19 protein-coding genes are annotated in these 17,920 nt (G+C 45.8%); 14 read left to right on the top strand and 5 right to left on the bottom strand.

Features of this window, described 5'->3' with window-relative positions; all coding sequences use genetic code 11:
• Positions 1–330: 330 nt before the first annotated feature.
• Entirely contained in the window at positions 331–1,026 is a 696-nt protein-coding gene (locus tag GSQ66_RS03390) for an SIR2 family NAD-dependent protein deacylase (protein ID WP_162426168.1), read from the top strand.
• Positions 1,027–1,038: 12 nt separating this feature from the next.
• Here the strand turns inward: GSQ66_RS03390 and GSQ66_RS03385 are convergent, their stop codons facing one another.
• Positions 1,039–2,097 (bottom strand): o-succinylbenzoate synthase, encoded by a 1,059-nt coding sequence (locus tag GSQ66_RS03385; protein WP_162426167.1) that lies wholly within the window; start codon positions 2,095–2,097, stop codon positions 1,039–1,041.
• A 132-nt stretch (positions 2,098–2,229) separates the two neighbouring features.
• Here GSQ66_RS03385 and egtB point away from each other — a divergent pair, with 132 nt between their 5' ends.
• From egtB to GSQ66_RS03360, 5 genes are all read left to right on the top strand, one after another.
• Positions 2,230–3,495, top strand: a complete 1,266-nt coding sequence (gene egtB, locus GSQ66_RS03380; protein WP_162426166.1) for an ergothioneine biosynthesis protein EgtB — start codon at positions 2,230–2,232, stop codon at positions 3,493–3,495.
• 6 nt (positions 3,496–3,501) lie between these two features.
• The gene (gene egtD, locus GSQ66_RS03375; protein ID WP_162426165.1) at positions 3,502–4,509 is read left to right on the top strand and encodes an L-histidine N(alpha)-methyltransferase; all 1,008 of its coding nucleotides are present in this window, start codon (positions 3,502–3,504) and stop codon (positions 4,507–4,509) included.
• 1 nt (position 4,510) lies between these two features.
• Positions 4,511–5,641 carry a pyridoxal phosphate-dependent aminotransferase gene (locus GSQ66_RS03370; RefSeq protein WP_162426164.1) on the top strand — a complete coding sequence of 377 codons (1,131 nt, stop codon included), beginning with the start codon at positions 4,511–4,513 and terminating at the stop codon, positions 5,639–5,641.
• Between the two features lie 62 nt (positions 5,642–5,703).
• Complete coding sequence (locus GSQ66_RS03365; RefSeq protein ID WP_162426163.1) at positions 5,704–7,047, top strand: MATE family efflux transporter; 1,344 nt, start codon at positions 5,704–5,706, stop codon at positions 7,045–7,047.
• A gap of 68 nt (positions 7,048–7,115) precedes the next feature.
• A complete protein-coding gene (locus GSQ66_RS03360; RefSeq protein WP_162426162.1) occupies positions 7,116–7,679 on the top strand; it encodes a DUF922 domain-containing protein in 564 nt (187 codons plus the stop codon).
• A 186-nt stretch (positions 7,680–7,865) separates the two neighbouring features.
• On the opposite strand, the gene GSQ66_RS03355 is transcribed toward GSQ66_RS03360, so the two are convergent.
• On the bottom strand, positions 7,866–9,407 hold the full coding sequence (locus GSQ66_RS03355) for an FAD-dependent oxidoreductase (protein WP_162426161.1): 1,542 nt from the start codon (positions 9,405–9,407) through the stop codon (positions 7,866–7,868).
• Positions 9,408–9,623: 216 nt separating this feature from the next.
• On the opposite strand from GSQ66_RS03355, the gene GSQ66_RS03350 reads away from it, so the two are divergent.
• Positions 9,624–9,980 (top strand): tRNA-binding protein, encoded by a 357-nt coding sequence (locus GSQ66_RS03350; RefSeq protein ID WP_162426160.1) that lies wholly within the window; start codon positions 9,624–9,626, stop codon positions 9,978–9,980.
• Here GSQ66_RS03350 and GSQ66_RS03345 read toward each other — a convergent pair.
• A complete protein-coding gene (locus GSQ66_RS03345) occupies positions 9,977–10,453 on the bottom strand; it encodes a DUF4296 domain-containing protein (protein WP_238395792.1) in 477 nt (158 codons plus the stop codon). The genes GSQ66_RS03350 and GSQ66_RS03345 overlap by 4 nt on opposite strands.
• Positions 10,454–10,512: 59 nt before the next feature.
• Here GSQ66_RS03345 and GSQ66_RS03340 point away from each other — a divergent pair, with 59 nt between their 5' ends.
• The 7 genes from GSQ66_RS03340 to GSQ66_RS03310 all read left to right on the top strand — a co-directional run bounded on the left by GSQ66_RS03340 (position 10,513) and on the right by GSQ66_RS03310 (position 15,682).
• Positions 10,513–11,394 carry a DUF58 domain-containing protein gene (locus GSQ66_RS03340; RefSeq protein WP_162426159.1) on the top strand — a complete coding sequence of 294 codons (882 nt, stop codon included), beginning with the start codon at positions 10,513–10,515 and terminating at the stop codon, positions 11,392–11,394.
• Positions 11,387–12,334, top strand: coding sequence for a hypothetical protein (locus GSQ66_RS03335; RefSeq protein WP_162426158.1), 948 nt, complete (start codon positions 11,387–11,389; stop codon positions 12,332–12,334). The genes GSQ66_RS03340 and GSQ66_RS03335 overlap by 8 nt, the downstream gene beginning before the upstream one ends.
• Positions 12,282–13,334 carry a vWA domain-containing protein gene (locus GSQ66_RS03330; RefSeq protein ID WP_162426157.1) on the top strand — a complete coding sequence of 351 codons (1,053 nt, stop codon included), beginning with the start codon at positions 12,282–12,284 and terminating at the stop codon, positions 13,332–13,334. Before GSQ66_RS03335 ends, GSQ66_RS03330 begins: the two co-directional genes overlap by 53 nt.
• A 77-nt stretch (positions 13,335–13,411) precedes the next feature.
• Positions 13,412–14,077, top strand: a complete 666-nt coding sequence (locus GSQ66_RS03325) for a carboxypeptidase-like regulatory domain-containing protein (protein ID WP_162426156.1) — start codon at positions 13,412–13,414, stop codon at positions 14,075–14,077.
• 45 nt (positions 14,078–14,122) lie between these two features.
• Positions 14,123–14,809, top strand: coding sequence for a YggS family pyridoxal phosphate-dependent enzyme (locus GSQ66_RS03320; protein ID WP_162426155.1), 687 nt, complete (start codon positions 14,123–14,125; stop codon positions 14,807–14,809).
• Positions 14,810–14,830: 21 nt separating this feature from the next.
• On the top strand, positions 14,831–15,283 hold the full coding sequence (locus tag GSQ66_RS03315) for a DUF2750 domain-containing protein (protein ID WP_162426154.1): 453 nt from the start codon (positions 14,831–14,833) through the stop codon (positions 15,281–15,283).
• A gap of 21 nt (positions 15,284–15,304) precedes the next feature.
• A complete protein-coding gene (locus GSQ66_RS03310; protein WP_202923398.1) occupies positions 15,305–15,682 on the top strand; it encodes a DUF423 domain-containing protein in 378 nt (125 codons plus the stop codon).
• A gap of 112 nt (positions 15,683–15,794) precedes the next feature.
• On the opposite strand, the gene GSQ66_RS03305 is transcribed toward GSQ66_RS03310, so the two are convergent.
• Positions 15,795–16,238 (bottom strand): DUF1573 domain-containing protein, encoded by a 444-nt coding sequence (locus GSQ66_RS03305; RefSeq protein WP_162426153.1) that lies wholly within the window; start codon positions 16,236–16,238, stop codon positions 15,795–15,797.
• Positions 16,239–16,321: 83 nt separating this feature from the next.
• Positions 16,322–17,728: an ATP-dependent DNA helicase gene (locus GSQ66_RS03300; RefSeq protein ID WP_162426152.1), complete on the bottom strand. Its 1,407-nt coding sequence runs from the start codon at positions 17,726–17,728 to the stop codon at positions 16,322–16,324.
• Positions 17,729–17,920: the final 192 nt, after the last annotated feature.

The following is a 17,920-nucleotide window of genomic DNA, read 5'->3' as shown; positions in this document are numbered from 1 at the left end:
GCAAGTATAATTCCAACATAGCGAAACTTCTTTGAGGCCTTAAAATCACTTTAAATAATTTAATTTTTTTCCGAAGATGTACTGCAATTTAAAAGGAGGTATTTAAAAATGCAAGTATTCATATTAAAATAATTACAAACATTAGAAACTAACTATATTTTAAAACAGCTATATCACAAGAACTTATAATCTTTACACCTGGCCTTTTAAGGAAATAATACACAATAGCCTATAAACCTGAAGGCCAACTATAAAATGTTCATCGTATAGTCTACTATAGGCATTAAGATTTAATTTTGCCTGTAATAACAGACGCAAGATTTTATTCCCATGAAGAAAAAACTGATAGTACTTACAGGGGCAGGTATTAGCTCCGAAAGCGGAATTGCAACCTTTAGGGATGCCGACGGACTGTGGGAAGGGTACGATGTAATGGAAGTAGCCACGCCACAAGGCTGGCGCAAAAACCCGGAGCTGGTACTGGAGTTTTATAATCAGCGTCGTAAAAATGCCCACACGGTTAAACCTAACCCTGGACACATTCTTCTTGCCGAGCTTGAAAAGTACTTTGATGTACGCATTATAACCCAGAACGTGGATGACCTGCATGAACGGGCCGGCTCTACCAATGTGATGCATCTGCATGGAAAATTGTTTGAAAGCCGGAGCACGTTAGATGAAAAGCTGGTCTATAAAATAGAAGGCTGGGAACTGAAAAAAGGAGATAAATGTGAACGAGGCTCGCAACTACGCCCGAACATTGTATGGTTTGGCGAACCTGTGCCCATGATGGAAAATGCAATGGATGAAACACTGCAGGCGGATATTTTCCTGGTGGTAGGTACCTCGCTGGTTGTGTACCCGGCCGCCGGACTGGTAGATCTGGTGCCTGATGATGTACCTGTTATAGTGGTAGACCCGAAACTGCCATCTGTAAGAAAGCGCCACAACCTGCACCTGATAGAAGACAAAGCCAGCACCGGCATGGAAAAAGTAAAGCAGCTGCTTCTCGAAAAATACGTATAGTTTCGGGTGCAACTATAGCTGGCCCCACTCCTGCTTTCTGCGGTACCAGAGCTTGCCTTGCTCTATCTCTAATGGCGAGGAAATGTTGTTATGGTATAGTTGGCCGGTTCCAAGACCCTGCGGCATCTCAAGGCTATAGTTTGCAGTAAACTGGCTTATTGCATTTAACCCGATATTTGATTCAAGTGCCGAGGTCATCCACCAGCCTATAGTTCGTTCTTCAGCGAGTTCTATCCAATCGGCGCTTTTCTGCAGGCCACCAACCAGGGTAGGTTTTAAGATGATGTATTGCGGTTTTATAGTTTCCAGCAGTTCTGTTTGTTTAGCTGGTGCCTGCACCCCGATCAGTTCTTCGTCAAGCGCAATAGGAACGGGTGTATAAGCACATAGTTCCGCCATCGCTTTCCACTGACTTTGTTTTATAGGCTGCTCTATACTATGGATGTTGTATTTAGCCAGCCGTTCCAGTTTCTTAAAGGCTTCGTCGGGGGCAAAAGCGCCATTGGCATCTACTCGTATCGTTAGGTCTTTTTCGGAGGCGGTTTCGCGTATGCTTTGCAGAATTTCCAGTTCGGTGGTAAAGTCCAGCCCGCCAATTTTAAGCTTGAGGCAACTATAGCCCTGGGTAAGTTTCTGGGTAATCTGCTGTTGCATAAAATCCTTATCGCCCATCCAAACCAATCCGTTTATCGGTATGCCTGCTTCCCCGCTGCTGAAACTATTGCTGTAGATCAACCGCTCTCCCCCGTTTTGCAGGTCAAGCAAGGCCGTTTCCAGAGCAAATCTGATGGCCGGCCATTCCTGCAACTCCAGTTTATCCAGGTTTAAAGTTTCAGTTTTCCCTGCATTTATAGTTTGGCAAACAGCCTCCAGTTTCTGCACCAGATCAGGCCGATGATCAATACTTAAACCAGCCAGCGGAGCACATTCGCCCAGGCCAACTATAGTTGGTTCAGCTTCGTGCCATATTTTAATAAAATACACCTGGTGCTGCGAAATAGCGCCCCTCGATGTGCGGGCATCAAACTTAAAATCAAGCGTATAAGGTATAAAGGCGGTTTGTAATGCCATTCGTTTAGAGCTGAATTGAATGTAAATTAAATCAAAGGTTTCGGAATAAACGTAAGCAGCTGCATAACAATCAGAGATTGCGCCGGTTTTCTTACAAAATACCATCTGCCAATCAAACAAATAACTTAACCTATGAAAACCCTCGCTACCAGCTTAACTGATACAATAACCCGGCTTCAGAAGATTCGATCGCAGACAGAGTTTATCTGTAAACCACTGGAACCCGAAGATACTGTGGTGCAGCCGATGATCGATGTTAGCCCGCCGAAATGGCACATGGCGCACACCACCTGGTTTTTCGAGGAATTTGTTCTAAAGCCTTACCTGCCAAACTATAAAGTTTTTCACCCGAGCTATAGTTACCTGTTTAACTCGTACTATAACACGGTTGGGAACCGGGTGCAGCGCGCCGAGCGGAGTACTTTAACACGCCCGCCTCTGCGCGATGTTTATAGTTACCGCAGCCATGTAAACGAGCACTTGGCAAAACTGTTGGAGAACCCTGACGAGCGTATTCTGAACGAAATGATGCCTGTGCTGGAACTGGGTATGCAGCACGAGCAGCAACACCAGGAATTACTCCTCACGGATATAAAATACATCCTAAGTACAAACCCTTTATTGCCGGTTTACACACCAGCCAAAACTTCTGAAAAAGCTGACCATGTGCCGGCAACTTTCCTTGATGTACCTGGCGGGATTTATAAAATAGGCTACCAGGGCGATGGCTTTTGTTTCGACAATGAACTGGGCGTGCACGAGGTTCTGATCCACGATTTTCAGGTAATGAACAGGCTTGTGACCAATGGCGAGTACCTGCAATTTATGGAAAGTGGCGGCTATGCTGATTTCAGATTCTGGTTAAACGAAGGCTTTAACCTGGTTAAAACATTAAACTGGGAATCACCGCTTTACTGGATAAAACAGGAAGGTAAATGGCACCGCTATAGTTTGCATGGGCTCGAAGAGCTTGACCCGAATAAGCCGGTCACACACATCAGTTTTTACGAAGCCAACGCGTACGCTAACTGGGCCGGAAAACGGCTGTTAACTGAATTTGAATGGGAAGCCGCCTCACAGGCTTATCCTCCACAGCAGGGCAATTTTTCAGACTCCAATTTACTTGAACCTGCAGCTGCTAAAACCAGCCAACACGGACTGCTGCAACTATACGGCGATGCCTGGGAATGGACCTATAGTGCCTACCATCCGTATCCGGGTTTCTCCACGGCTCCGGGCGCTTTGGGCGAGTATAACGGCAAATTCATGATCAATCAGATGGTGCTGCGCGGAGGTTCCTGCGCCACCCCGTCAGACCACATTCGTAATACCTACCGCAACTTTTTTCACCCCGACAAACGCTGGCAATTCAACGGCATCAGGCTGGCAAACAAATAAAACTACATGAGAAACAACCTCACCACTTTGCAGATCACCGATCTGAGCACACCTGAATCCGGTACAGGCGCTAAAGCACAATTTGCATCTGATGTAAAAAACGGACTAAGCCAGGAAGCTAAAAAACTATCATCCCGGTATTTTTATGATGGCGAAGGCAGCCGGCTTTTCCAGAAGATCATGCACCTGCCGGAGTATTACCTTACCCGAAGCGAACACGAGGTTTTTACGACACAGCAGCAAACTATAGCTAAACAACTGGCCGCTCAGGGTAATTTTCATCTGATAGACCTTGGCGCCGGCGATGCCACTAAAACCAGGATCCTGCTGAAACAGCTGCTGCAGCAAAATGCCGATTTTGATTATGTGCCGGTTGATATTTCGGGAGATGCGATGAGAGAACTATGCGAGGACCTACAGACCGAACTTCCGAGCCTGCAGACACAAGCAGTAATTGGAGATTATTTTGAGGCGCTGGATTGGCTGGATGAACATAAGCCCGGCCGGAAAGTATTGCTATTCCTGGGATCTAACATAGGCAACTTTAACCCGGACGAGCGACAGGAATTTATGCAGCAAGTACGCGCGCACATGCAACCCGGCGATATGCTACTGCTAGGTATGGACCTTTGCAAAGAGCCTGAAACCATCCTTCGGGCCTACAACGATGCTACCGGCGTTACAGCTGCTTTTAACCTGAACCTGCTGCACCGCATTAACCGCGAGCTTGGTGGCGACTTTATAGTTGATCAGTTCAAACATTTCCCGCTATACGATCCGCAGCACGGCGTTATGAAAAGCTTCCTCATCAGCCAGCAGGAACAGGAAGTAACTATAAAAGCAACCGGGCAAACGTTCCATTTTAAGGCCTGGGAAGCAATCCATACCGAAAGTTCCTATAAATTCACCCTGGAGCTTGCAGAAACGATAGGCAATGTAAATGGATTTAAAATACAGCAGATCTTTCAGGATAAAAACCATTATTTTGCTGACGTTTTATACATTGTAACCTGATATGACCAAACTGAACCTGTCTTCCGGCGCAAGTTATTTCCGAAGTCCTGACGTTGCCATAACCGCTGCCATTCATGCTTTAAACTCAGGTAAAACTTACTACGGCCCGGCCGAAGGAACTGAAGCATTGCGGCAGACTATAGCTGACCGTTATCAGCAGGACGGTATAACTGTAAAACCGGAACAGGTACTGGTAACGCCCGGCACGAAACAGGCCCTTTTCAACCTTTTCACGGTGTTATTACGCGATGGTGATGAAGTGGTGATTCCGATTCCGGCATGGTTTGGGTTTAACGAACTCCTGAAATACAGCAAAGGCAAACTGGTAACGCTACAAACCACTTTAGAGAATAACTATAGTTTAGACACAGCGGAACTGCGAAATAAGCTTACAACTAAAAGCCGCATCCTGCTGTTAACCAACCCTTCTAACCCAACCGGCCGTATCTATAGCAAGCACGAACTTGAAACTATAGTTGCGTTGCTGCATGATTTTCCGGACTTATACCTGATCAGCGATGAGATTTATGACCTTGATACTTACGGCAAGCCTGTTACTTCTGCCCTTGGCTGCAAAGGGCCTCAGGAAAGAATAATCGTTGTTAACGGCTTCTCTAAAAACTTTGCCATGTCGGGCTGGCGCATCGGGTACATGGTGGCCCCCGAAGAGATTATCAGTCAGTGCACAGATTTTCAGTCATCTACTTTTTCGGGTGTCAGCATGTTTATACAGGAAGCTGCGCTGGCAACTATAACCCACAAAACCGAAGCGCTGGAACCGATGCTTAGTGTGCTACAGGAACACCGCCGGGTAATGCAGCAGGGCCTGGAAGCAATACCACACGTTTCCTTTTTTGTGCCCGATGGTGCCTATTACTTTTTCCCGTACCTGGGTCACTACATCGGAACTATAACACCAGCCGGTGAAACTATAAACTCTACCCTAGCCCTTTGTAATTATCTCCAAAACGAGCATAAGCTTATAGTTGTGAACGGTGATAAATTTGGAGGCATAGGCCATGTCCGGATGTCGTTTGCAGTAGAAAGGCCAATCTTAGACCAGGCCATGAGCAGACTGAAAGAAGCACTTTTGCAGCTTAAACCAGTTCCGGCAACTATAGGCAAACTATAACCTGACTTATTGTATAGCTTACCGTAAAAAGCGCTAATTTTGCAGGCCTTTCCAGTTTAGCTATGCATATCAATACCTATAAAGAACATTTTTCCAAAAACTTTTCGCTTGCTTACCCGGTAGTACTCAGCCAGCTGGGCCACATTATGGTCAGCGTTTTCGATAGTCTGATGGTGGGCCAGATCGGTACGGTACAGTTAGCGGCGGCTTCGCTGGCAGGCAGTATCTTTATGATCGTGATGGTGTTCGGGATGGGTGTTTCGTTTAGTATTACACCCCTAATTGCCGCTGCCGAAGGCCGTAAAAACTACACCCGCATTTCGCTTCTGTTACTAAACGGACTTATCTCCAATTTTATACTCGGGATACTACTGTTTATAGTTGGCTACTTTTTATCTCCTTACATCACGCATCTCAACCAGCCTGAGGAAGTGGTGGCACTTGCCGTTCCGTTCATAAACGTCCTTTTTCTGTCAATGGTGCCGCTCATGCTTTTCCAGGCATTCAAACAGTTTGCCGAAGGCCTGTCGTTCACAAAACAGTCGATGTACATCACGATAGTTGCTAATTTACTCAACATAGCGCTTAACTATGTTCTGATCTGGGGTAAGCTGGGCTTCCCGGAAATGGGTATGATCGGTGCAGCGTGGTCTACGTTAATTTCCAGGGTTGTTATGGCCCTGATGATGGCGGGCTGGGTGCTGTATGCCAAACGTTTTGGAATCTTCCGCCACTTCCTGAAGTTACGCCACCTGTCGTTCATCCACATGTTCCGCATCTTTAAACTGGGGCTGCCTATTTCCGGACAGATGATCTTCGAAATGGGTGCTTTCAGCTTTTCAGCTATTATGATCGGGTGGCTCGGCACTAAGCAACTGGCAGCACATCAGATAGCGATAAATGTGGCTTCGGTAACTTATATGATGGCCAGTGGCATTGCAGCAGCAGCAACTATACGGGTAGGCAACCTGAAAGGCCTGGGCAACTATAGAAGCATGCAAATGGCGGGCAATAGCAGCTTTGCCATGGGAGTAATGTTTATGATTGCAAGCGGCCTGCTGATGGTAGCCGGAAATAAGCTGATACCAATGCTTTACATCGATGATCCGGAAGTAATACAACTTGCCTCTACCCTGTTGATAATTGCAGCGCTGTTCCAGATCTCGGATGGTGTACAGGTGGTAGGGCTAGGTGCCCTGCGTGGCCTGGAGGATGTACGGGTGCCGGGTGTGATATCACTTATCGCGTATTGGGTGATCGGGTTGCCGGTGGGTTATGTGCTGGGCTTTAAACTGGGATTTGGAGTAAACGGAGTCTGGCTTGGCTTGCTGGCGGGTTTGTCCGTTGCTGCTTTATTGCTATTTTTCCGCTTCAAAAAACTTAGCAATCAGTTAGTTACAACTTAAAGTGCAATTAAGGGCACTATTTTAGCAAAAACTGTTGTTAAGCGGTAAATATTAATCTTTTAGCCAAGATGAATTTTCTTACCTTTTTCCTGTCGCTGGTAACGGGTTACCTGGCGCCAGCACCTGCCGCAGCTACGCCTATTTCAGCTGATAAAAATACAGTTTCGGGTATGATTTCGTGGTCTGCGGAACGTCGCTTGTCCTGGGACGATTTCAAGGCTGCCCCGGATACATTAAACCCGCACCACGCGGTTACTGCTGCCAACCTAGCTGTTGATGCTACATGTTCCTCCAGCAAATTTAACTATACCGTAAAATGCGTGTTTATAGCTACAGAGTCGTGGTCTAAAAATAAAAAGTCAGAAAAGCTACTGCACCACGAGCAACTGCACTTCGATTTGACTGAAGTACATGCCCGAATGCTACGCAAAAAACTGCAAAGCCTGGGTACCTCCTGCCCTAGTGCCAATGCCAGACTCACTGAAACCGTAAACAAAGCTTTCGCCGACTGGAAAACCGAACAGGACAGATTTGACGAAGTATCACGCCACGGCCTGGATACCTCAGTAACAGCCACCTGGGAAGCCAGCATCAATAAAAGGCTGAAGCAACTAGAGAAGTTTAAGAGTTAATGAGTTTGGGAGTTTAAGAATTGAGAAGTTAGAAAGTTAATGACTGTAAAAAACAGAAAGAGCAACTATAGACCATTTACTATAGTTGCTCTTTCTGTTTTTAAGATTCAAAAGTTTAGGTTTAAAGCGACTCTTAAATTCCCAAACTCTTTAAATCATTAATTCACAAACTCTCTAACTCTTAAACTACTTAGGCTGCTCCAGGTCTCTGGTGGCAGGGCCGGCAATTACTTTCCCGAACGGATCGAAACGGGAACCATGGCATGGGCAATCCCAGGAGCTTTCTACATTGTTCCAGCTTACCACGCAGCCCAGATGGGTACAAATAGCAGAACATTCGTGCCGTACGCCATCCTGATCGCAGTAAACCGCTATTTTGGTTGCACCCTTACGCATGATTTTGCCTGTGCCCGGCATTACCTCCGACGGATCTTTTACTTCGCCCCCTGTCAGGTAATCTTTGTATTGCGCCGCTACATTCATGTTCTCTTTCAGGAACTCGCCCGAAGTTTTAAGGCTAACACGTGCCGGATCATATATTTTCTCCCATTCGTTTCTGCGCCCCATGATCAGGTCCGTCAGCAGCATTCCGGCTATAGTTCCGTGGGTCATGCCGTGGCCTGAGTCGCCGGTGGCAATGTACACATTCTCTGCATCTCCCGGATTTCTGCCAATAAAAGCAAGGCTGTCGACAGGTTCCATTACCTGCCCGGACCAGCGGTAAACCACCTCAGCTGCCATCGGAAAATTCATACGCATCCAGTGTTCCAGGTTCTGCAAACGTATCGCCGGATGGTCGTCCTGCCCTGTTTTATGATCTTCACCGCCAACTATAAGCAAATCGTCCGCACCTTCGCCGGCCTCTTTTTCCGCCTCCTGAATCCGGACATAGTGGTATGGATCTTTCATATCCCAGTAGAGGGCATCGGGCACAGCACCTTTAGCAACTCTTGCACCGATAACATACGTGCGGTATGGCGCCTGCTTGGTATGCATCGTTACCAAATCATTGACTGGAGTATTTGTCGTTATCACTAAGTGGTTAGCCGATACGGAATGGCCGCTTTCAGTAACGACGGTAGCAATGGCACCTGTCCTGAATTCCACAGCTTTGCTTGAACTATAGATGCGTACATCTTTATCTAACAGAACATTACTCAGACTGGAGAGGTATTTGAGCACATGAAAACGGCCCTGGTTCGGGAATTGCAGGCATGGCAGATCAGTAAGCGTGTCTACGGGGCAGGTTTTACGTAAAACCACATCGCGCCAGCCGATCTGTTGCAGCGCTTCCAGTTCCTTCAGAAGTTGTTCTTCCTCCTTCCGGTCGTTTGCAAACATGTAGCCGTCCAGCCGTTTAAAATCGCAGTCTATCTTTTCATCTTTAATGATGGCTTCAATTATATCGATTGCGGCTTTGTGGCTCTGCACGGCCAGGCGTGTTCCATCCACTCCAAATAAGCGGATCAGTTCCGGAAAACCGTCGTCGAGGGCGCTGGCCAGGTGCGCGGTAGTGCGGCTTGTTTCACCACCGCAAATCATATCTTTTGCTTCAAGCACTACTACTTTTCTGCCTTCTTTTGCCAGCAGGTACGCCGTAGTTAAACCGGCAATACCGGCACCAACTATACAAACATCACAGGTAATATTTTCTTGCAGCGGATGTGTGGCAGGCATAGAGATGCCGTCAATCCAAACAGATTTGCTTGCTCCGGATTCTTTCTTCATAGTTTTATAGTGTGAGCGCGTGATTGTTGGGCAGCCTGAACTGCCTGATTTTTACATTAGTAAAGTTGCATAGGAGTACGAAGTGCAGGGGCTTATGTTGCTTCTGAGGCTGCCAGGGTATGTCAGGAGGAAATTTCTTGTTTACAGGAGTGCCTAGCTATAGTTCACTTTTAAGCTTTATAGTATATTTGAGAAATCAGAAACTATAAGCAGCACATGTACGCACCCGAAGAAGCAAAAGAAACGATAACCTGGCAGCAGTTTGAACAGACCGACATACGGGTAGGGACTATAGTGGAAGTGCATGAGTTTCCGGAAGCGCGTAAGCCGGCCTATAAACTTACCGTTGACCTTGGCCCCTTAGGAATAAAAAAATCAAGCGCACAGATCACCAAACACTATTTACCCGAACAGCTGATAGGGCAGCAAGTGCTTTGTGTAGTAAACCTGGGCAAAAAACAGATCGGTAAATACTTATCAGAGGTGCTTGTAACCGGCTTCGAGGATGAGAATAAAGATATCGTGCTTGCTCAGCCAGCTTCCAGGGTACCAAACGGAAGCAAGCTAATTTAATTTAGTTGTTCGCCCGTTTTCATTTTGGCTGATCTTCGGATGGTGTTCTTTAACTTTCCGGGCGTTTCATCTCTTACTTCTTCCTGGTCCAACTGCAACGAGTCTCTGTCGCCGGCTCCTTTAGACTTCTTAGCAACATATTTTGCTTCGCGGGCTGTAAGGGTATCCAATACTATTTCATACAACCTGTCCATTTCCTTTAGGTTAGCAGCATAGTAATTGTAGGTTTTCTGGAAAGCCGGTTGTTTTACTCCATACTTATCCAGTATCTTTTTGTGCTCTTTGTTATACACCATCATGGCTGTATCCGGGTAGTTTATGTTTGCCTCTATCAGGGCTTCCATAATATGTACATCAGCCAGAATCTGTACCATTTTACCTTCCGGTACCATGCCAGCGGGCTTTGCGGTGTCTTCCTGCTGCTGGCAACCCAGCAGCACAAGGCAAAAAAGTATATAGAAAAGTCGTTTCACGGGTGTAAATTACGGGAATATGTCCTAATTTTAAAATCTCACACCAGGACAACAAGAGTATGAAAGAGCTTGTTCAAAAGCTACGAAAGTACGAGATCCGGATTAGAAAGGCAATCACTACCCAGATGCAAGGCGATTTCCACTCTGTGTTTAAAGGCTCAGGGCTGGAATTTGACGACGTGCGCGCGTACCAGTACGGCGACGATGTACGCTCTATTGACTGGAATGTGAGTGCAAAAGGCCATGGTACCTTTGTAAAAACATACCGTGAGGAAAAAGAGCAATCCGTGTTTTTGATGCTGGATGTGAGTGCTTCGCAAACTATAGGAACCGGCAAACAACAAAAGCTGGATGTTGGCAAGGAAATTTGCGGCGTGCTGGCTATATCGGCGGCAAGGCAGCAAAGCCAGATCGGCATTATCTGTATCTCAGACCATAAAGAGAAGTATATAAAACCGGCGAAAGGTATTCAGCAGGCTTATACCATTATAAAAGCGCTGCACGAACTGCAACCAAAATCCGATAAAACCAACCTGGCCGCAGGCATAAAACTTACCCTGGATATTATAAAGCGCCGCAGCATTATCCTGCTTATCTCAGACTTTATAGATGTGAACTATGAGAAAGAACTACAGATGCTGGCCCGCCACCACGACCTTATAGTTATCCATTTGGTGGATGTGCGCGAACGCAAGATGCCGGGCATGGGCATTGTGCCTGTGCTGGACAAAGAGACCGGGAAAACGGTTTGGCTGAACACATCGGGAGAAGAATTTCATAAAAAATATTTTGCCCAGTACAAAGAGAACCAGGAAAACGTGATTCGCATCTGTCATAAATACCAGGCAAATTACCTGGCCATACAAGCCAACGAAGATTACGTGCCACAGCTGGTAAACCTTTTCAGGCTCCGCAATAAAACAACTAAAAGAAGTGCGTAATTTTCTGTTATTTATAGTTTTAGTTGTTTTGCCATCGCTGGTGTCTGGCCAGCAGGTGCTACGCCCGGCCGGCACTTTCACTAACGATACTATTCGAATTGGCGCGCCGCTCAAATTCACTTTGGTGCACCGGCATCCCGAAAAACTGGAAGTGATACTGCCCGGCACAAACTATAACTTCTCCCCTTTCGAGCTGGTTCGCAAAGATTTTTACCCGACCGCTACTAAAAATGGCATCAGCACCGACAGTGCAGTTTATACGTTGAGAACGTTTGATACCAGGTCTGTACAGTCACTGGCATTGCCGGTGTTTGTGTTACAGGGTAAAGATACCGTCCGGGTAAACAGTGACAGCAGCCGGGTGGTATTGCACCAGATGGTTAGTAAAGTTATAGAGCCATTACAGTTCAGATCTGAAACCAGGCTGGTTCCTGTTGAAGAGCGCTTTAACTGGCCCATCCTGCTGCTTTGGACTACTTTTATTTCGCTGGTCTCCAGTTTGATCTGGCTTATATTCGGGCAAACTATAAAAACCAAGTACAAACTTTACCGCCTGCGCAAAGACCACTTATACTTTACTTCGCGCTACAATGCACACATCGACCGCTTTGTAAAAACAGGTGTTTCGCAAAGCATGGAGAAGGCTGTATCGCTCTGGAAAAACTACCTGACCAAACTTGAACGCAGCGCCATCAACTCATTTACAACAAAAGAGATTGTAGAATTTTATAACGATAACGAAGAAGTAAACACGGCACTGCGCCATTGCGACAAAGCTATTTATGGCAACCTGATAACTGAAGCCGACGCCGAAACCAAAGAAGCCTTACTGATGCTGCGCCGCTTCGCCAAAAGCCGCTACAAGGCCAACCGTGAGATCATAAAAAATGCTAGAAATAACAGACAACATGCTGGATTGGCTGAGCCTGAACTGGTTTAGCTGGGACACGCTACGCTCTTACGACTGGGTTTTTCCGCTGGTGCTTTATGCACTACCGCTGGTACCGCTGTTGTTTTTGCTTAAATGGCTGTTCACGTTAAACTCGCGAAATAAGCTGAACGTGGCCATGTTTGACGGGAAGCTGCATTGGCAATGGACCAGCTTGCTCCGCTTTATCCCCGATATCCTGTTCATCTTTTTTATAATGCTGGTATTGGTAGCATTGGCCAGACCGCAGCGCATAAACGAGCAGGTAGAACAAACCGCAGAAGGCATTGATATCATTCTTGCCCTGGATGTGTCGGGCTCCATGGAGTTGCAGGATATTAAACCCAACCGGCTGGATGCCGCCAAAGAGGTTGCCCTCGAGTTTATTAACGGCCGGGTACAGGACAGAATCGGGCTGGTGGTTTTTGCCGGCGATGCCTACTCGCTTTCACCGCTAACTACCGATTACCAGTTACTGCGCGAAAGCATAAACTCCATTGGTTTTAAGATGATCGAGAATGACGGAACTGCTATTGGAAGTGCACTGGCTGTAGCTACAAACCGTATGCGGGACTCCCATGCAAAAAGTAAAGTCGTGATTTTGATCAGTGATGGGGAAAATACAGCCGGTAGCCTGGACCCGCAGATGGCGGCGCAACTGGCCAATAACTTCAACATAAAACTTTATAGTATCGGGATAGGTAAAGACGGACAGGTGCCTTACGCTGTAGATGACAGTGGAAAAACACTTTTTGTAGAAACCAACCTGGATGAAAGCAGCCTGCGCGATGTAGCAGACATTGGAAATGGACGTTTCTTCAGAGCCGATAGTAAAGACGCGTTGCAACAGGTATTCAGAAGTATCAATGCCTTGGAGAAAACCGAAGTGAGCGAAAAGCGGTTCCGGGATACCAAAGATTATTACCAGGTATACTTAAAATGGGCATTGCTCCTGCTGCTTACCTGGATGTTACTGAAAAACACCTTTATTACCAATGTACTGGAAGACTGAGTTTTAGTTTGGGAGTTAAGGAGTTAGAGAGTTTAAGAGTTAGAAAGTTAAAAGGTTAGAAAGTTAACTAGTAAAATATGCGTTTAGCTTTGCTTACATTTCATCTCCTTTTATTTGCAGTGGTAGCTAAAGCTCAGCAATACTATAGTTTAGTTGGTAAAGTTGATGTATGTTACGATACCAGTTATAAAGAAATATTAAGCAAAAGCTCTATAAACCTAAAGCTACATTCTTCAGATACCGGCAAGGAATATTCTGCTGTTGCCGATAATACTGGTAACTTCAAATTTCAAGGCCTCCCCGCCGGCTCCTACAAGTTAAAAGCGGCGACACTGGGTTTCCCCGATAACGATACTAGTATAATAGTTGAAGCTCCTATTCGGGACTTAACTTTTTGTATTGACAAAGCCTATCGACCAGCAACTACGGATTCTGTTACTAACTATAGAGAAAGAGCTAAGCAAGATATTAAAGATGGAAAGATCAAAATTTATGATTGGACAGCCTGGTCTGTTACCAAAGATCCCTTCAAGAAAATAAATTCTAAACTGAAAAAGAAGTATGAGTTTGAGTATGAAATGAAGAGCTGTGTAAGGCCGGTAACTCGACAAGAAATTGAACAGGTTAAATTATGGGAAGCATATAACGAAGTTATATATCAGCATTTAACTACAATACATGGCCTAAACTGGAGAAAAACTATAAAGCATGAGCGTAATAGAATAAGCAGCAACGAACTATAGTTTGAGCTCTATAAAACACGTATTCACAACTATAAAACTAAAACTATGAGCCATATTGCAGATAACATACGGCATTTTGATGAGCAGCTGAAGAACACACCGGCACGCCTGGTAGCTGTCACCAAAACGCATTCCGTTGAAACTATAAAAGAAGCCTACGATGCCGGCCACCGTATTTTTGGTGAGAATAAAGTTCAGGAGCTCGTAGAAAAATACGCACTATTGCCCCACGACATTGAATGGCACCTGATCGGGCATCTGCAAACCAACAAAGTAAAATACATCTCCGATTTTATAGATACCATACAGTCCGTGGATAGCCAGAAACTGCTGGCTGAGATTAACAAGCGGGCAGAGCAGCGCAACCGTACCACCCCTATCAATTGCATGCTGCAGCTCTCTATTGCAGACGAAGAAACCAAGTTTGGCATGACCTACGACGAAGCCGTTGCGTTGCTGCAATCAGATGATTACCGGAATATGCACTATATTCGTATTACCGGGGTTATGGGCATCGCTACAAACACGGACGATCAGGACAAACTAAGAAATGAATTCCGGCAGCTACGCTCCTACTTTGAACAACTGAAAGAGACTTTCTTCTTCGCTAACCCGGATTTTAAAGACATATCGATGGGCATGACCTCGGACTGGCAACTGGCCCTGGAAGAAGGAAGCACCATGATACGCGTAGGAAGTGGTATCTTTGGCTCACGCAACTATAATAAATAAGAAACTCTAACACACAACATAATGCAAGATCAAAACGAAAACCAGGAAGCCAACTATCGCAAATTCATACAGCAGGTTGCCGACACCGAGCAGGTATGGGGTTTATCAGAAGGTGATATCTGGGCTACATCCAGCTCGAATGAGTTTGAAGATACTGAAGTAATCCTTTTCTGGTCGAATGCGGAAGCTGCCAAAGCCTGTGCCGCCGACGAATGGGCAAGCTATAAAGCAGAAGCGTTGCCTGTATCTGAATTTCTGGAGAACTGGTGTGTAGGCATGTACGACGACGAACTACTTGTAGGCGCTAACTGGACCGCTGATATGCAAGGCAAGGAAATTGACCCGCTGGTAATTGCCCTGGATGTTGTACAGGAGTTAAAAAACCTTGGTAAAGAAATAGAGCTGGAGCAGTACGATAGCTTAAGCGAGTTTGAAGAGCAGGTAATTGATGCCCTGGAAGGCGACGAAGAATAAGTTATAGTTCAGTTTACAGACATGACACAAAAAACCATACTCCTCATTGCCAGCGCGTTTGGAGCCTTAACTGTAATGATCGGAGCCTTTGGCGCACATGCGTTGGGCCCTATGTTACAAGCCACTAACCGCACCGATACTTTTGAAACAGCAGTGAAATACCAGATGTACCACACACTGGCCCTCTTAGCTGTTGGTCTCCTGTTATTTAAAGTGGAGAGTCCGGCGTTACAGGTGGCTGCATGGTGCTTCTTTATTGGGATACTCATTTTTTCCGGTTCGCTTTATACCCTTTGTATGACAGGCATAACCTGGCTGGGAGCTATTACACCTATTGGTGGCACAGCGCTTATAGTTGGCTGGGGAGCGTTATTCTATGCCATCCTGAAGTCTTTGTAAGTGACAGAAGCGAGCGCAGAGATTTTGAACTAAAGTTTTTCAGTACAGGAACTATAAAACAACAAAAGCCCACCTTTTCAGGTGGGCTTTTGCATTGGAGAAAGAAGGAGTCTTAGTTTTTGGCGCTGCCCGTCTGCTTCTCTTTGATGTTTGTTACGATGTACACGCTGGTAGGCTCGCCTACGTTAGAATGTACTGTGATCGCTTTTTTCTGGTTGCCCAGTTTACCGGCACTGTTAAATTTAGCAACTACAGTTCCTGATTTACCTGGCAGGATCGGCTCTTTTGTCCAGGTTGGCGTAGTGCAACCACAGGTAACATCAATACGATCGATTACCAGCGGCTGTGTACCTGTGTTTTTAAATTTGAAGGTATGCTCTACCACATCGCCCTGCGTAATGTCGCCGAAGTTATACTCCGCTTCTTCGAACGTGATAACAGGACCTGCTTTGGCTTGTGCCTGCGGTGCAGTAGGTTGTTTTTTAGGCTGCTGTTGAGCTACAGCGCCACCTGCAGTTATAGCTGCAATTGCGAACGATAGGAGAATTTTTTTCATGATGATATAAAGGATTATTTGGCTTCGTACGGGGTACGGTCATTATTTGTTTTTACAACGAAGCAAGATAGCTTTTTAGTTCGTTAAGTGGCTAATAATTGTGCGTTAAAATTAAGCAGGTATAGTTCTTCTGATGAGCGGGTTAACGCCGTGTAAAGCCATCGGGCAAATTCCTGGTTCACCATATCATCCTTCAGGTATCCCTGCTCCACAAAAACAGCCTGCCACTGACCACCCTGTGCTTTATGGCACGTGAGCGCGTAAGCAAACTTCACCTGCAGGGCATTTAGATATGGATTCTTCTTCAGCTCTTTAGAGCGTTCGCGCTTGTTGGGTATGTCCATATAGTCCTGCAAAACGGCGTCGTACAGCTTTTTATTCTGATCAGTAGGTAAAGCCGGTGCATCGCTGTGCAGGGTATCCAACATAATCTTCGTTTCCAGTTCTTCGGCATCCGGGTAATCCACAAAACGCACACGCACATCAGCAAACCGGAAACCATACAGGTCTTCATACTTTATGATCTTGGTGACCTCCACAAAGTCGCCGTTCGCCATAAACCCGATCTCTGAGTCTTTGGGCAACCAGAAATAATTGTTCCGCACGATCATCAGGTAATCCCCTACCCCTATTTCATCTTCTGAGAAAAAGATGCTGCGCCGGATATGCTGGTTATACATGTTGGCCACTTTATTGGAGCGGCAAATAACTATAGCATTTTCAACACCAAACTTATCATAAGCGTAACGCAGACCATCCTCCAGCTTTTCGCCGGTCATTTTAAAGATGTCTTTCCAGCCTTTGGTAAATAACTTTATGTCGGGTTGCTCCAGGTTAAGTTGTGAGCGCAGTTGTGTGGCATTCATCAGTATACCCGAAGCTTCGGCCTGGCGCATTACCTGTTTCAACTCAATCTGCTGTACCTGGCAACGGAAATTATGCTTCATATACTCAGCATCCAGTGAGGGGCTTAATGCCTGACCAACCGGAGGCAACTGGGCTGTATCGCCAATCAGGAGTAGTTTATTGTTCTTTTTATCGAACACATAGTTCATCAGATCCTGCAGCAAACCATTTTCACCAAAGCCGCTTTCATCTGAGATCATCGAAGCCTCGTCAACTATAAAAACCGTATTCTCCAGCTTGTTAGGCATGCGCGTAAAGGCAAGTCCTTCGGAGTATGGGTTTGCGGTTTGCCGGTATATCTTTTTATGGATGGTAAAAGCCTGTTTGCCACTATAGGTGCTCATTACTTTGGCGGCTCGGCCAGTAGGTGCCAGCAACACATACTTATAACCAAACTTGTTCAGGATCTTAACCAGGGATGTCACTACTGTGGTTTTACCTGTACCGGCATACCCTTTCAGCAGGAAAACCTGCCGCTCATCTGACTTGGTAAGTATAAACTCATCCAGTTTGGCAAACAGCTTCGCCTGGTCCTCGGTGGGCTCAAACGGAAAATTCTGACGCAGTACTTCTACCGGACGCATTTTTTATAATGAATAATGATGAATGACTAATTATTAATTATGAATGATTTTGCTATTTAAGCAATGTAAAAATTGCTTTGCAATCTCTTCCTCTTGTCGCTGGCGCGGGTTTGTAACCAGTGACTTACTATAATGTCGGATTTGTAATCCGACTGGGCCGGAGGCCCAACTATAGTTAGACACGAGCGAGGA

This window comes from Pontibacter pudoricolor, from assembly GCF_010092985.1.
Taxonomy (GTDB): Bacteria; Bacteroidota; Bacteroidia; order Cytophagales; family Hymenobacteraceae; genus Pontibacter; species Pontibacter pudoricolor.
Note: the sequence above shows the minus strand (reverse complement) of the source record. Positions and strands in the feature narration are given on the sequence as shown.